Source organism: Anabaena sp. UHCC 0253, assembly GCF_009712085.1.
Taxonomy (GTDB): Bacteria; Cyanobacteriota; Cyanobacteriia; order Cyanobacteriales; family Nostocaceae; genus Dolichospermum.
Window position 1 is genome coordinate 42,970 of sequence record NZ_VILD01000013.1, and the last position, 14,675, is coordinate 57,644.

General features: G+C 33.8%; 14 protein-coding genes. 7 read left to right on the forward strand and 7 right to left on the reverse strand.

The window, feature by feature from the left end; all coding sequences use genetic code 11:
• Window positions 1-37 precede the first annotated feature (37 nt).
• The 3 genes from FJR38_RS25525 to FJR38_RS25535 all read right to left on the reverse strand — a co-directional run bounded on the left by FJR38_RS25525 (window position 38) and on the right by FJR38_RS25535 (window position 2,665).
• Window positions 38-1,477 carry an MAE_28990/MAE_18760 family HEPN-like nuclease gene (locus FJR38_RS25525; protein WP_168540211.1) on the reverse strand — a complete coding sequence of 480 codons (1,440 nt, stop codon included), beginning with the start codon at window positions 1,475-1,477 and terminating at the stop codon, window positions 38-40.
• 314 nt (window positions 1,478-1,791) lie between these two features.
• On the reverse strand, window positions 1,792-2,013 hold the full coding sequence (locus FJR38_RS25530) for a hypothetical protein (protein WP_168540213.1): 222 nt from the start codon (window positions 2,011-2,013) through the stop codon (window positions 1,792-1,794).
• A 100-nt stretch (window positions 2,014-2,113) separates the two neighbouring features.
• The gene (locus FJR38_RS25535; protein ID WP_168540215.1) at window positions 2,114-2,665 is read right to left on the reverse strand and encodes a hypothetical protein; all 552 of its coding nucleotides are present in this window, start codon (window positions 2,663-2,665) and stop codon (window positions 2,114-2,116) included.
• A 205-nt stretch (window positions 2,666-2,870) separates the two neighbouring features.
• On the opposite strand from FJR38_RS25535, the gene FJR38_RS25540 reads away from it, so the two are divergent.
• The 6 genes from FJR38_RS25540 to FJR38_RS25560 all read left to right on the forward strand — a co-directional run bounded on the left by FJR38_RS25540 (window position 2,871) and on the right by FJR38_RS25560 (window position 10,684).
• Window positions 2,871-3,596, forward strand: a complete 726-nt coding sequence (locus FJR38_RS25540) for a hypothetical protein (protein ID WP_168540217.1) — start codon at window positions 2,871-2,873, stop codon at window positions 3,594-3,596.
• Between the two features lie 34 nt (window positions 3,597-3,630).
• On the forward strand, window positions 3,631-5,271 hold the full coding sequence (locus tag FJR38_RS25545; RefSeq protein ID WP_168540219.1) for a TrbI/VirB10 family protein: 1,641 nt from the start codon (window positions 3,631-3,633) through the stop codon (window positions 5,269-5,271).
• A 41-nt stretch (window positions 5,272-5,312) separates the two neighbouring features.
• On the forward strand, window positions 5,313-6,029 hold the full coding sequence (locus FJR38_RS25550; RefSeq protein ID WP_168540221.1) for a hypothetical protein: 717 nt from the start codon (window positions 5,313-5,315) through the stop codon (window positions 6,027-6,029).
• Between the two features lie 554 nt (window positions 6,030-6,583).
• Window positions 6,584-7,495, forward strand: a complete 912-nt coding sequence (locus tag FJR38_RS25555) for a DUF4007 family protein (RefSeq protein WP_371418292.1) — start codon at window positions 6,584-6,586, stop codon at window positions 7,493-7,495.
• A gap of 53 nt (window positions 7,496-7,548) precedes the next feature.
• A complete protein-coding gene (locus tag FJR38_RS28840; RefSeq protein ID WP_254449563.1) occupies window positions 7,549-8,205 on the forward strand; it encodes a hypothetical protein in 657 nt (218 codons plus the stop codon).
• Window positions 8,180-10,684 carry a hypothetical protein gene (locus FJR38_RS25560; protein ID WP_254449564.1) on the forward strand — a complete coding sequence of 835 codons (2,505 nt, stop codon included), beginning with the start codon at window positions 8,180-8,182 and terminating at the stop codon, window positions 10,682-10,684. The genes FJR38_RS28840 and FJR38_RS25560 overlap by 26 nt, the downstream gene beginning before the upstream one ends.
• Before the next feature lie 24 nt (window positions 10,685-10,708).
• Here the strand turns inward: FJR38_RS25560 and FJR38_RS25565 are convergent, their stop codons facing one another.
• Entirely contained in the window at window positions 10,709-12,082 is a 1,374-nt protein-coding gene (locus tag FJR38_RS25565; RefSeq protein WP_168540223.1) for an HNH endonuclease domain-containing protein, read from the reverse strand.
• A gap of 79 nt (window positions 12,083-12,161) precedes the next feature.
• Between FJR38_RS25565 and FJR38_RS25570 the strand changes: the two genes are divergently transcribed.
• The gene (locus FJR38_RS25570; RefSeq protein WP_217360060.1) at window positions 12,162-13,163 is read left to right on the forward strand and encodes an LAGLIDADG endonuclease; all 1,002 of its coding nucleotides are present in this window, start codon (window positions 12,162-12,164) and stop codon (window positions 13,161-13,163) included.
• On the opposite strand, the gene FJR38_RS28845 is transcribed toward FJR38_RS25570, so the two are convergent.
• The 3 genes from FJR38_RS28845 to FJR38_RS28850 all read right to left on the reverse strand — a co-directional run bounded on the left by FJR38_RS28845 (window position 13,160) and on the right by FJR38_RS28850 (window position 14,211).
• Window positions 13,160-13,426: a hypothetical protein gene (locus FJR38_RS28845; protein WP_254449565.1), complete on the reverse strand. Its 267-nt coding sequence runs from the start codon at window positions 13,424-13,426 to the stop codon at window positions 13,160-13,162. The genes FJR38_RS25570 and FJR38_RS28845 overlap by 4 nt on opposite strands.
• Window positions 13,427-13,693: 267 nt before the next feature.
• Window positions 13,694-13,819: a hypothetical protein gene (locus FJR38_RS29140; protein ID WP_256366941.1), complete on the reverse strand. Its 126-nt coding sequence runs from the start codon at window positions 13,817-13,819 to the stop codon at window positions 13,694-13,696.
• Between the two features lie 242 nt (window positions 13,820-14,061).
• Complete coding sequence (locus tag FJR38_RS28850; RefSeq protein WP_254449566.1) at window positions 14,062-14,211, reverse strand: DNA-binding transcriptional regulator; 150 nt, start codon at window positions 14,209-14,211, stop codon at window positions 14,062-14,064.
• Between the last annotated feature and the right edge of the window lie 464 nt (window positions 14,212-14,675).

Sequence of the window (14,675 nt, forward strand, 5' to 3'; positions counted from 1 at the left end):
CAGGGGTTACTTCTTTTGGGAGTTATACTATTTTAAATTACTTGTTTTGTTGTATTCGTTTTTTTATCCATCCGATTTCACTATAGTCAGTGTAATTTCCTGTATAGCCAATTGCCAGAAAGACTAAATGGTTAAACAAAACAGTAACCTTATTACATAATTTGAGATACTTATCAATTTCTGTTGGTTTCACAACATCTCCATGAGCAGTCTGATTCCGAACTTTTTTCCAAGCTTCTACTAAATTCTGATTTAACAAACCTTGCTCTACCAAGTTCCACAAACGATCTGTAGTAGTTACAGAATTCATTTGATTTAGAAAAACTTCTAATCTTTTTTGTAAGCTATCATCAATATTTAGTTCCTTAATTGTATCTACAATGAGTGATTTTTGTGATTCAAAATTAAGGTTATTAGATTTAGTTTTTAGCGAACTGAACTTAGATTCTGATAATTTTTTCAAAGGTTCTATTTTAAGTAAACTTTCTACAGCAACTGCAATTGTTAATAACTCAGAGTCTAAGTATGATACTCTCGCTTGAAGAATACGACTGATCCACCCGGATATAGGATGCCATGACTTTTTGCTATATTGAAGAATATGTTTTAAATAATGTTCATAAAGATACCAAATATCGTCTGTTATATCTAATTTTTCAAAACGTATTGGAGGTTGTAATTTAGGTTTATAGTTCTGAGTATAGAAAGATTGAATACGGATAGTTTTTTTATCTTTCTCGTTAAGCTCAAGCATAGACCATTCTATAAAATCACCAAGTACAAACTGCAAAGCTTCACAAATTCTAGTTTCTATCATTTCTGGTAGCTTATCACAATTAGTGTTGACTTCTATAATGGTAGAATTATCTTGATGCTTGATCAAAAATTCATAATCACAAGCAAAAAAATGTGCAGCAGGTTTGAAATATAAATGTTTTAGTTCTTCCTCTGCTCGTATTAAATCATTACTTGGATTTATCATTTTATCAATCTTACTGCTATTACTAGGAAAGTCAATTTCTCTAGGTAATTTTAGATATAGTGAAGCTTTCTCATTAGATTTTATAGAAAAATTACAGGATATTTCATGAAATTGCGCGATTAAAGAACCGTTTGAATTTCTCTCACCTATTATAACTCTCATACTTTTCCATTCTCTTCCTTGACAATCAAAAGCAGATAGAGAAAAATATTCAGATTCTTCTATAATAGCTCCTATTTTTGCACTTATATCATCTATTACTGTTAAATTTCCTCGCTTTTCTCCTAGTTCTTCAAGATGTTCCATAAATGACATCAAAGGGTCATCATTTACATAAAATAGTTTTACTTCTAACTGTCCTTCAGAATTTCGACTAATATAACCTGTTCCTTCATATATTTTTGGTGGATTTATTGATTCGTTACGAAGGATTATTTTAGAGCAATCAATATGTAAAGTTCTATCAAAAAAATCAGGACTATTTTGAGAATCCATAACAAAAAAAAGTATTACTGTATTAACATTATACAACTTGTTTTCGCCAAATATCTATCGTTGCTGGCGAAATTACAGGATGTTAGAACTAGCCCTTTCAAGGTGGTAAAATTTTGAACGAAGATTGGTTGTTTCAACCTTCAAAAAAACCAAAATATGAGCGGAAGATTCAAGATGATAGTCATGAAATGACGTATTTCCGTTAGTTACCTTGAAAGGGCTAGATGTTAGGACTCAAAACCTTTACTTATGCTTACATTTCAGCTTGGAACGACAACAAAGTTTTTTAGCTTTTCTATTATTTTGAGAATAAACTACAAGTATTGTAGTCCTTGGTTGGTAAGGTAGCCTAAGCGTCTAAGTTGTGTTTTAACAGCTTCTCCCAAAATTCTAATTTCCCTAGCCTTGATAATATATCCCAGGTGCATCATTTGTGCCATCTTGATACTGACAAGTTGATTATTTTCTGGTATGTCTGGATCTGAGAATTTACCTTCTGTATCCCAATAAGGTCCTTCAGCAAGTATTCCTAACAAAATAGCTGAATCTCTAATAAATGTGCCTAGTTTATTTTTGTAAGTCTCTTCACGTATTACTAATACAGGTGAACCAGAAGAACCCGGAAAACACGCTGCATCAATTACAGTTATACTCTTTCCACAAAAAATCTATTGCTGGATGAGTAGAAGTGATCCCTTTTCTAATCAGTGGAAGGTTATTAACGTTGTCCCATAATGCGTTCGGATATCCAAACATCAAAATGTCTTCTACAGCACTAAGCTCTTCAAGTTGCGTATCAGTCAGTATAAAAGTTTCATTTAACGGTTGATAAAAAAGTTGTATTCCTTCTTTTTGTGCATTCTTCAATAAAGGATTAACTACTATTGCACATAAATCAATTGTCTGATCGGGATGAGGAATTAACCACCATGATCTTTCTAGTAGTAATTTTACTGGTTGAAATAGTCCTGAAGGGCTGTAATCTTGAGCATCCACAGCAGCTTCATGAACATAAAAATTGCCTATTTTACCTCCTTGAACAACGTGCTTATTTGTAATAATTGTTGATATAACTTGCTGATTAGGCAATATAAAATCAAAGAAAAAACCTGTGCCTGTACCTATTTCACTTTCGATTCTAACGGTACTGAAAAGAAGCTGTTCACTTATAGTTGTTGGTTTAATCATGTTTCTCCATAAGATTTTCAGTATACAAATAGATTGTAGTTTTTTAATATACCATATAATTTTTATTTTTTTATTATAAAAATATTAAATTTTGCTAATCCAAATCTAAATTACTAGCTGCTTTGCGACGCAGGAGTTAATACTAATTACTTTATTTGTCTATATCTCACTCAACTGCACACCGTTATATTGAACTGAGATAGCTATGGAAATCAAACGACTGCAATCACCACTGCTGCCGGAATCTAAGAATTTATTAGCTATTTGTTTTCTGTGTTTAACGGCATTCAATAGTTTGATATTTCTGTTAATCCTCTTCACTGCTTTTAGAGTCAATAAAATGGCTGAACGCAAGACTACCTTTGCTCAATTATTGAATGGTGGAACAATCTATATTTCTGAGCAAGACCGCAATTGGCGCTATCCAGGAGTGATTCAGAAAGTAGTCAGTGATTGGACAACTCTAACATTTAATTGGGATGACAAACTTACTGGTACTAATCAACCAGACCAAGGTGTTCAAGTTGGTAAAAAAGGGCGCATTCCTACAACGGCTTGGTTTGCTTCTCTACTACTAGAACCGGAATTTGCCAAAGCTTCTTTACCGAAGATTGCTGAATTAGTTCCGACTAGCGTTTTCACAGGACAGCTTCGCAGTACAACTATTATTTCCTATCTATCAGAACCGAGAGCAATAAGATTAGGAGAATGGGAAATAGATATGGTTGCTACTCGCATTTTAGTTGACCGCACCACTGGTAGAGATGAGCGTATTCCTTTCAACCGCACATTTACAGTCCAAGCAGTGGAAATTCCCCGTTCTCCGTTAGGAAAAAATGCCCCGTTGGTAGAACAGAAAATTTATGAAATGCGCTCATCTGGACTGCAAATTATCAGAATGGTTGAATTTAATCCTCAGCAGCGACGTTAAAGATCATGGATTTAAGAAGGAAAAAACTAAAATCATGGACAATTCACATCAAAATCATTCAAATCAAAATCAAGAATTTGACCTTCACGAAAATTCTGCTAATTATTCCCTAGAATCCCATAGTAATAACGGCAATTATCATTCTCACCAAACTGCTATACAAGAGGAAGATATCAGTCCTGAAGACGAGCAAAGATTGGCAGGACATAACCCTACTGCAAATCAACTAATTTCTCAAGAATATCGCTTAAAACAAGATCAAGAAACAGCAGTAGAACGACCGTTAGCAGAAAAACCCAGTGTTCGTCTAGTATCAGTAATTACTTTTGTGGGATTGGTTATTGCTTCTGCTTCAACCCTCTGGTTTGGATTTCTGCAACCCAAACCTCCTGCTAAACAAGCAGCGAAAACTGCTAATCCTTCTCCCAGTAATGAACCAGTTTTAGATGAGTCTGCTGACCTTAAAAGCCGATTAGCTTTTCAAGATCAACAGCAACAACTCAATGTCAAACCAGTTTCTGCTACATCTCCGAGTCCAACATCATCAGCTAAACCACAATCATCACCACCAGTACGGACAGTCCGACAGACTGTTTCACCGCGCACTACTGCTGTTAGAGTTGCTGAACCTGCACCCAGTCTTAGGCGGTATTCTTCCCCAAATCCTGTAAATTCACCTGTAAGTCGTACAGTCCCACGCACAATTCAACGACCAGTACAGCAAGCTGAAAATAATGTTGATCCTTTACAGCAATGGAACAAATTAGCCAGTTTGGGACAGTCACAAATCGGTAACTCAACAATAGCCTCAACTCAAGAGAATCCAACAACACCGACAGCAAATAATCAAACTTTCAAAACCTTAAAATCAAGTACACCCAATCCCCAAGAAGCTGAACTACAAACAGTTTTAATTGGCTCTAAAAGTGTTGATAGTCAAGCTAATTTAACTCCCGGTATGGTGGGTATCCTCAACCGTACCTCTGCAAATTTAGTCAATTCCAATGTCAGCAGCAATAAGGATGTAGCACTGGGTACATCTGTGCCGGCTAAAGTGATCATGCCAATGATTTGGGACGAGGGTGGTAAAAATCCTCATGACCGCTTTGCTGTGGAGTTAACCAAACCTCTCAAAGCCACAGATGGTACAGAGGCACTTCCTGTTGGTACTGTTATTGTGGCTAAAACTACAGCCGTAGGTAAAAAGAATAATTTGGTGTCAGCTACTGGTATCGCTCTGGTTTATCCTGACTCCCAAGGTACAGTTAAACAGGAAACGATACCAGTTAGTACGCTATTAATTCGAGGTAACAACAAGCGACCGTTGATTGCTCAAAAGCTCAATGATGTGGGGTCAGAAATTGCTCAACAAGATTTGTTAGTGGGATTACTCAGTAGTTTGGGAAAAGTAGGTAGCATTGTCAATCAACCCCGGACTCAATCTAGCACTGTTGTTACTAATGGCAGTTTTAATCAAAATACCGTTTCTAGCACCGCTGATCCGCAAATTTGGGCGGCTGCGTTGGAGGGATTTTTTAGTCCAGTCAGCGATCGCTTGTCGAGACGGTCTGACCAAGCAGTGCAAGAATTATTACAACGTCCTAATATTCAATTTCTACCTGAAGGTACAGAAGTCTCAGTGGTTGTCAATAATTTTTTGCAAGTTGCCCGGTAAACTAACTGCGCCCACAACGGGTGGGTTTCTTGGAGGTTGTTATGAAACAATTTACTACTTTTGTTATCACTACTAGCGTATTATTGCTGGGGATAGCAGCACCTATTGTCCAGGCACAAACACCTGCTTATCGCTTTATTGACAGGGATATAGCTGCAAAAACGAGAATTCAGGTTCAAGTTACACCAGGACTGGCTACACCTATCAGCTTTAGTCAAACCAATGAAGCGATCGCTTATATTCTAGTAGCAGATCCTTCACGACTGGTCTACACTACAGATACAGATTTAAAAAGCGGACAAGCTACAACTATCTTTTTAAAAGCAATCCAACCACTGAAGTTTCCGGGGTCTACCACCACTGCTATCACTAACTTACTTGTTCAAACTGTAGATTCTCAAGGACAAAAGCGACTCTACAATTTTGATATCATTCCCCAACGCAAAAAACCTGGGTATGTTGGTATTCAAATTGCTAATGCAATTCCTGGACAGCAAAAATTATTAATAGATGAAAATCGTCAAGTTACAGTTGATGATATTGAAACTGGGCTAAAAATTGCTATTAAACGTGGTTACACTCACAGCAATGACCCTATTGTTCCTAAAGTTCGACAGTTTTTAGCTTTGTTACGCACTAATAAAGTTACTATTTCGGAAGCAGCTAAATCTGTTGATGTGCCACTAGAAGTAATTTTAGAATTAAGAAAAATGGCAATTAATCAACGCTATTGTCAAAAGCTTATTCCTGATTGTTAAGTTCAATGATAAAATAAAATCTCTACAATTGAGATTGATGGTATACTACGAATTTAAGATTAACTCTTCCAATATGTGCCAATTTTATTTATTTTTGGGGCTTTTTATTGAGATAAGTTCATTTTATTTGAGGGAGATCATCTACTTTTGGAAGAGCCTAGAATTCTTGCCTTCTAAAAACCCTACTATATGGTTTATATAAAAAAGTCGATCCTGCAAAAGTGGATGCTCCCTATTTGAGATGCTTCAACTAAATTCAATCACATCTCTGTTGAAAATAAATTTGTTAATAGCATTTAAATTTAAATAATTTTGGTTCTTCGGTTCTTTTTATGAAAAACCTGGTTCAAAATCATTGAAAGCCCTATTGTGTGGGCATTTCATTCAAAATATGGGCATAATTGTTTATAACCCTTACCCCATAAGGGTTTTGTTATAATAAATCCTTAATTACTATAAAAACAACGCAAGAGCCATAATTTTTTCCTAAATTAACTAATTTTTGTCTCTTTTGAGTCATAATAAAAAATAGTTTTTATTATATCCATTCAAACGTGATCCAAACTACTCTGAATTTAAAACATCTTAAAACTCCAGTTAACCCAGTATTTGCAAATCATGAAACCTTTCATCCTCGTTTTGGTTGGTTGAAGAAAGGATTTGATACTGCTAGAAAAAATCCAGAGATTTTCTTACAAGATGACGCTCCTGTGCGTTTGGGTGTTGGTAAAAATATGGTACGTTCTATTCGTTATTGGTGTACTGCTTTTAAGATTCTTGATAAAAACAATTTACTAACAGAATTTGGTAACAAACTTTTAGGAAACAATGGATGGGATCCCTATTTAGAAGATCCAGCATCATTGTGGTTATTACATTGGAATTTACTAAAACCAACTTGTGAAGCTGCTGCTTGGTATTATATATTTAATATTTTTCGGAATTTAGAGTTCACAAAAGATGATATCTTAGCTGGGATTAAAGACTACACAAACAATTTCAATAAAGATGTTGCTGAATCTTCTTTAATTAAAGATGTAACTTGTATTTTACGAATGTATGCTTCACAAGATTTGATTGGTAGTAATACCCCTATCGAAGATTCCATAGATTGTCCCTTTACTGAACTTGGTTTAATCCGTACTATTGGTAATAGTTATCAGTTTAAATTTGGAGCAAAAACTAATTTACCAGCATCAATTATAGTTGCTACTTGTTTAGAATATGCTAGTTTAGTAAGTCATGAAACAAAAACAATTGCTATTTCTCGTTTACTTTATGATGAAGGTAGTCCAGGAATAGTATTTAAATTAACAGAAAGTATTTTATGTGAGGCTATTGAAACAGTTGCCAAACGATTTAATTCAATAATACTTTCTGATACCGCAGGATTAATTCAGTTATCTTTCACTGAAGAACCAGATATTTTATCTCAAGAAATTTTAGAGCAATATTACAATTCTTGACAAATACTCTGTTGTGATGAATAAAATACTAAAAAATGAGTAAAACCAAAACCATGATTAACAAAAAACTGTCCCATTATTTCAGTCTCCAGCGTCGCTATTCTCGTTCAATTAACTTAGAAAGAGATGTTGATAATGTTAAAGCACTTGAAGGCTATATTCTCACTAAAAGAGCAATTGAATCTCTAGAACGCATTTTAAAAACTTTTAATTCTGATGAAGGTAATACAGCTTGGACATTAACTAGTGTTTATGGAACGGGAAAATCAGCTTTTGCTCACTACTTAACATCTTTGTGCGCTTCTTCTAACAATCAAATGTATATTAAAGCTATAGAAATAGCTGAAAAAACATTGGGTGAAGACAGTGCTATTTATAAATTAATTCAGGTAATTCAGGAAAAAATTACCAATGTAGGATTAATTAGGGCTGTTGCTACAGGACAAAGAGAACCTATTAGCCATACTATTATCAGGGCTTTATTAATAGGTGTTGAGAATTTTTGGAGTGGTACTCAAAAAAATAAAATAGATGTTGTTCGTAAGTTAGTAGATTTAGAAGCTGAAATCAATAATGGTGGAACAGTTGATAGTAAAGAAATTCCTAATTTAGTATTGGAAGTTGCTAAGAAATCTAAAACTGGTATTTTACTTGTAATTGATGAATTAGGTAAAAATTTAGAATATGCTTCTTCTTATCAAGGGGGCTGAAGATTTATATCTTTTACAGCAACTAGCTGAACTGCCAAAAAATAGCAAAAATCCTGTTTATATTTTAGGTATTTTACATCAAGGTTTTGCAGAATATGGACAACGATTAGCATCTGTTCAACGGAATGAATGGGCTAAGATTCAGGGACGATTTGAGGATATTCCTTTTACTGAATCAGCTATACAGATGATGTCCTTAATTGGTCAAGCAATTACAGTTGACTCTTCAATAGCAGAAGGAATAAGTTGTGCAATTCATAATTATTCTCAAGAATGGTTTAATTATTTACAACCAGTAATTATTGGAGAAGAGTTAAATTCTAATCTTGTAAAAGACGTATATCCTTTACATCCGTTAACTGGTTTAGTATTACCAACTCTTTGCCAACGCTATGCTCAAAATGATCGTTCACTATTCACATTTTTAACCAGTAATGAACCTTTGTCATTTCGCAATTTTTTAGAAGAAGAAAACATAAAAGATGATAATTTTCCTACGCTTAAATTAGACCGAGTTTATGATTACTTTATTGAAGCTGCGGGAATGGGTTTAGCTTCTCGTCCTAATTTGCAAAGATGGGTAGAAATTCAAGATTTAATTAGTGATGCTAAACGTTTAGAAGAAGATAGTTTGAAGGTATTAAAAACTATTGGAATCTTGAACCTAATTACTGTTACAGGTTCAATGAGAGCCACAAAAACTTTAGTTTCTTTAGCAATGTGCGATTGCCCTTCTGAAGAACAGATTAATTATTGGCAAAAAATTATTGATGAACTTTTGAGTCAAAATTTAATTACCCATCGTCGTCAATTAGATGAATTACGGATTTGGCAAGGTTCTGATTTTAATGTTGACACTGAGTTAAATATTTATATAGAACAAGAGCGATCGCCGTTAGTTAAACTGTTATCTCTCTATCGTCCTCTTAAACCTTTAGTTGCCCAACGGCACAGTTATAAAACCGGAACTTTACGTTATTTTGAACGGCATTATTTAGATAATGCCCAGAACTTGAGTCAATTACGCTGTAGTAGTCCTGATGCAGATGGTTTTGTGGGGTATTGGGTGGATGAACAAACTCCTAACTCTGTACCTTCCAAAACTGCTGATGGTAAACCATTAGTCATTTTGAATGCTGCTAATTTAGATGTTTTGAGGATTCGTACTCTAGAATTTGTAGCTTTAAATAATATCAAAAAAACAGCCAAAGAATTACAAACTGATGGAGTTGCCAGAAAAGAAGTCAATTATCGTTTAATAGAAGCTGAACAATCTTTAGATGAAACCTTAAGTCTGACGTTTAGTATAGGGATAAATCAGCAATGTTGGATAGAAGGAAAAGCACAAAAACTCAACAAAATCACTGATTTTAATAGCAAACTTTCGGATGTTTGCGATCAAGTTTATCATTGCAGTCCAATTCTCTGGAATGAATTAATTAACCGTAGAAATTTAACCTCTCAAGGAGCAAAAGCCAGACGAGAGTTAATTCAAGCAATGTTGGAACACCAAAATGAAGAGAGATTAGGATTAGAAGGTTATGGTCCCGAAGTTTGTATGTATTATTCTCTGTTAGAAGAAACAGGAATTCACCATCAGGAAGATGATTATTGGGACTTTTTACCACCATTAGAAAATTCAGGTTTACATTCTTTATGGAAAGTAGTTGAAGATTTTTGTTTAGAAGCAACCGAAAATATCCAAAGTTTTAATCTACTTTATCAACGTTTAGCAGCACCACCTTATGGTGTTAAGCAAGGTGCAATTCCAGTAATTTTAGCTGCGGTATTGCTGTATCATGCTGATGATTTAGGAGTTTATCAAGATGGTACATTTATTCCAGTATTAGGATCAGAACATTTTGAATTATTAGTAAAATACCCTGAACGTTTTGCAGTCAAGTATTTTGCAGTAGTCGGATTAAGAGCGGAGGTTTTCAAAGAATTAGAAGCAATTTTACGCAATCCCCAATTAAAAAAATTGGGTAAAGTTCGTAATGCAACCCTACTAACAGTGGTTACTCCTCTTTATCAATTTGTGAAGAAACTACCTAAATATACTCAACAAACCCAACGGATTGAAGATGAACCTAGAGCTATTTTAAGGGCATTACAAACTACTGCTGAACCGGATGAGTTGTTATTTAAAGCTTTACCAGAGGCTTGTAATTTACCCCCTATTAGCACAGAAGCAGGAGACGATGGCATAACTGCGAAAACTTTACGGACTAAGTTAGTTTATGCTCTGAGAGAAATTCATACAGCTTATGATAATTTATTGAGTCATAGTCAAAAACTTCTTTATGAAGCCTTTGGTGTCCGAAGTAAGGAAACAAAGTTAAGGGAGGATTTACGGGTAAGAGCCAATTATTTAGCAGGAAAATGTATTGAACCCTTACTAAAACGCTTTACTCAAGCAGCATCGGATGAAACTGTAAGTGATTCTCAGTGGTTGGAAATTTTGATGATGATTGTTTGATGATTATTGCGGATCATTTTTAGGTTAAGTATAAACCCAATTAGCAGTGAAACTCTGAATAGTTGCCAAAGAAATTAACGGTTTTAGAGTTATTTCATAAGCATTAGTTATAATTTCCAAATCTAATAAATCGTCTGGTTGATTAACTTTCAATTCTGCAATAAAAGATTCTACATCATTTAACCATTTTTTGTAAGCAACTTGTTGATGATAAATATTTAATCCTAAATGCTGCAATTTAACAAAGTCATAAAAATATTTTTCAGATGGTAAATTGTTAGATTTAGAAGAATTAACAGACCTTGTAGTTGGTATTAAATTCCATAGTTGATCATGGGCAACAAATGACCAAGGAAGATAATGATCTAATGAAATTTCATCCTTATCTAATTTCACATTTGAATAAATACATTCAATCTCTTTATGTTCTAAAATAGTTTTCCAATATTGAGTTTGTTTAATTAAAGAATCTCTTTGTTGTGGCATAAATAACTTATTAACCACATTGGGAATATTAGGGTTTCTTTGCTGCATATAATTTAACCATTGCCAAGATACCCAACCTCTAACTATTGTATAATTTTCCTCTAAATATGTTATCCAATCTGGATGTAAAATAATTGAGTTACAATCTTTCTGTTCTTCAGCATTAAAGCAGTATAAAGGTTTTTTAATATTAAATTGGTTTTTAGCTAAATTAATGATAGTTGGGTTTACATCATAATCTTTAAATCCTTTTGTTTCTTGCACAAAAAAAGGACGAATTAAACGATAAGGAACATAACGACTAATAAAAATTACAATATCATTAAGATTTTGATGATTAATAGTTGTTCGCAAAAGTTTTTTATCTGTATCTGTAAATTTTAAAATTGGTTCTGTAATTTCTAATTCAAGAGTATCTAAAAAATTAGCAATTTGATCCTGTGTACCAAAAGACAGTTTAGAATATTTGTGAGAATACCAAGCATTAGCTAACATTTCTACAATAATTTCTTGAAAGCTAATTGGTGATAAAGTATCAAACTTTCTTCGTTTGATAATATCTAATAAAGATAGAAAGTAAAGGTATTTATAAGAGTTAGTTGTATTATTAAAAATTTGGGCTAAAACTTGAATATCAACTTGATCTGATACTGGTAAATATTGATTGTTTCCTGTGTTTTTAGTAGTTGTTAAATCTCCTAAGTATGTTTGAATAAAATCATTTGCAGCTAATTTATTAATTTTATTTAATGCTTTAACAATTTCGGCTACCGTTTCCCCAGTAGGATCAATTTTTTCATGATACCAACGAAAGACAATAGGACGCTCAACACCTAAACCTATGGCCAATTGGCTTTGGCTGATGTTGTAACACTCTAAAACCTGTTTTAGTGCTTGTCCTGCTCTTCCCATAGTTCTTATTATGACAGAGCAGGGAGTGGAATTGATTAACTTTTATGATAATTTTTCTTTTTGCAGATTGTTATCATATATGATAACAGAATATTCAAATTATCTTTCTGGGGTGTATGTAACTATGCGACGATCCTTTAATTGTTTAGTTTGTGGTCAAGTTGTTGATCCATTTTATGCTCATCCAGCTTGTAGTAAAACTTGTGGAAGTTCTGAATGTCAGGCAATTTATTCTAAACAAGTCATTAAAAAAATAGATCAATCACGTCATCTTAACCATGTTGAAGAATTGAAAAGACAAGGATTTGATATGGTTACTTGTGCAGTATGTAATAGACAATTTGAAATGATTGGTTATAACCATTTAAAAACACATGGGTTAACCATTCAAGAATATGACAAACTTTATCCTAACTTATCTCGAATGAATTTCAGAATGAAGCAACAAAGAGCTATAACAGCAATAAAACGCTCAGATTATTTAAACTATCAAGGAAAGCAACCAGATCAAAAGTTATATGAATTTTTAACAGGTTCTTTATTAGGTGATGGAAGTTTAGAAAAAGCTAAAAATAAAATTAATGCTCGTTATGCAGAAGGTGGGAGTAATCAAAAATATTTAGAATGGAAATATCAGTTTTTAAGTCAATATTTTCCCTGTTCTTTTAATGAGCGTTTATCTTCACCGCATACTAAAACAGGAAAACAATATCAAGGCTGGTGGTTAAAAACTACAGTTCATCCTTTTCTAACTCAATTACATTCTCAATGGTATCAAAAAAATAAAATTTTACCCCAAGATTTTATTAGTAATTATCTAACCGAATTTGCTTTAATGATTTGGTTTTGTGATGACGGTTGCTCTAGTAATGGGATTATTTTTTATACAATGGCATTTGATGATTATGAAGTCAAATTTTTACTTAATTTACTTAATTCTCGTTTTGGTTTATATGGAAGTATTTTAAAAAATAGTAAAAATCAGCCTTTTGTTAAACTCAATGCAGAGTCAAAAAGAAAATTTAGAGAAATTATTTCTAGGTTTTCTATCACAGGTATGGAATATAAATTGAATTATTAGTGTTTTTTCTGCAATAAACTCTCCCCGTGAGTCCATGTATAAGTACGACCATCGGCATGATTTGTCTCATACTCAACCGCTTTTTGAAATAAATCAGGATGTTCCTGCGCTAACATTACCCATTCATATTTACGTTGAAAAAAGCAGAAGAAACACCCGGAACGACTGCGCCAGCGATAATAGTCAGGGAGTCCAATCCCACTATCTTCTAATAGCCGGATAATATCAGCCTTAACCAAACCTTTTTCTTTAAATGGAAACACAGGTTTAATATTAGGTTTAGTGGAGATATAACCATCACGGTCTTCATCAGCACGGATACCAACCTAACTAATCGCCTCATCATTTCCGACAAAATCCTCTAAAGGCTTAATTTTCATCTTGTTGGTACACCAACGCTTTTGGGGAGAAGGTAACATTCCATCATGAATTGCTAACCAATAATCAAAGCCTCGGTTTTCACTGAGATAATGAATTTTAATACCCAGACGTGCCTTGATGCGGTCAAGATATTCGTAAGTTTCGGGTAATTATTTATGGGTGTCACAAAAAAAGTATTCCATTTCTGGAATTTCTTTATGCAGTAATACTGCTAAAGCCGTACTATCATTCCCTCCTGAAATACCTAATATATGTCTAACATTCTTTTCTGCCATGATTATTTTTGACTGTTGCTTGACGAATTTATCAACATTTATCGCACCTTAGCAAGTATATGAGAGTTATGTATACCATTTTTCTGCATTTGTTTGTTTACATCAAGTTTGTGGCAATTTGGTTTTTATTTAACCAAATACTTCTGTAACAAAGTTTTTCCCTGTTCCCCCCATTCCCCAAGCTTTTCCTCAATTTTGTCTATAGCCATAGGTGAAGGCTGCGATTCCTACGGAGCGCTTCGCTATCGCCCATTTTCCCAACGGTTAATAGTGGCATAGGTTACGCCTAGATAAGCGCCAAACTGTTCTTGAGTAAGTCCAGTTAACAGGCGAAACTCCCGAATTAGCCCCCCAATTTCGGGTTGTTTGACCACCAATGGTCTTATTAACATCTGGTTCATTGCCTGATGTAACAAATATTATATCTTTTGGTATGATAAGCACATTTAAAAATAAAAGCAATAGCAAAAACAGCTAAATTCAGGATTTTTGGCTGATTTTTTATTCTAATTTGTTTTTAATTTGTATAAAATAAAAAAATAACTAAGTAAAAGTCCTATGTTTGCAACAAAAATTATCCCCTGACCTGAAAAATCGGCAGAAAACTTGATTTCTCAATCACGGTAAGGAAGATTAGGATTTATATTTTCGGTGCTTTGACTCAGACCTAATTTAAAGTATTGAATAATATAAATATAGGCAGAAACAATACAGTAAATAATCAGTAAAACCAGTGTCATCTACCTAAAGTTAGATATTGAAACACAGATATTGATAAACAAGTGATTCACCGTAGAACAACTTGGTCAACAATGGCAACCTTACCCCACTGTTCCTTGCTGGTATCTGTGGTGAT

Coding starts and splice junctions, on each gene's coding strand:
- FJR38_RS25535 (WP_168540215.1), bottom strand. CDS start 2,665: ATGATTAAACCAACAACTATAAGTGAACAGCTTCTTTTCAGTACCGTT.
- FJR38_RS25565 (WP_168540223.1), bottom strand. CDS start 12,082: ATGGGAAGAGCAGGACAAGCACTAAAACAGGTTTTAGAGTGTTACAAC.
- FJR38_RS28850 (WP_254449566.1), bottom strand. CDS start 14,211: ATGTTAATAAGACCATTGGTGGTCAAACAACCCGAAATTGGGGGGCTA.
- FJR38_RS25525 (WP_168540211.1), bottom strand. CDS start 1,477: ATGGATTCTCAAAATAGTCCTGATTTTTTTGATAGAACTTTACATATT.
- FJR38_RS25540 (WP_168540217.1), top strand. CDS start 2,871: ATGGAAATCAAACGACTGCAATCACCACTGCTGCCGGAATCTAAGAAT.
- FJR38_RS25545 (WP_168540219.1), top strand. CDS start 3,631: ATGGACAATTCACATCAAAATCATTCAAATCAAAATCAAGAATTTGAC.
- FJR38_RS29140 (WP_256366941.1), bottom strand. CDS start 13,819: ATGGCAGAAAAGAATGTTAGACATATATTAGGTATTTCAGGAGGGAAT.
- FJR38_RS25560 (WP_254449564.1), top strand. CDS start 8,180: ATGCTTCTTCTTATCAAGGGGGCTGAAGATTTATATCTTTTACAGCAA.
- FJR38_RS25570 (WP_217360060.1), top strand. CDS start 12,162: ATGATAACAGAATATTCAAATTATCTTTCTGGGGTGTATGTAACTATG.
- FJR38_RS25550 (WP_168540221.1), top strand. CDS start 5,313: ATGAAACAATTTACTACTTTTGTTATCACTACTAGCGTATTATTGCTG.
- FJR38_RS28840 (WP_254449563.1), top strand. CDS start 7,549: ATGATTAACAAAAAACTGTCCCATTATTTCAGTCTCCAGCGTCGCTAT.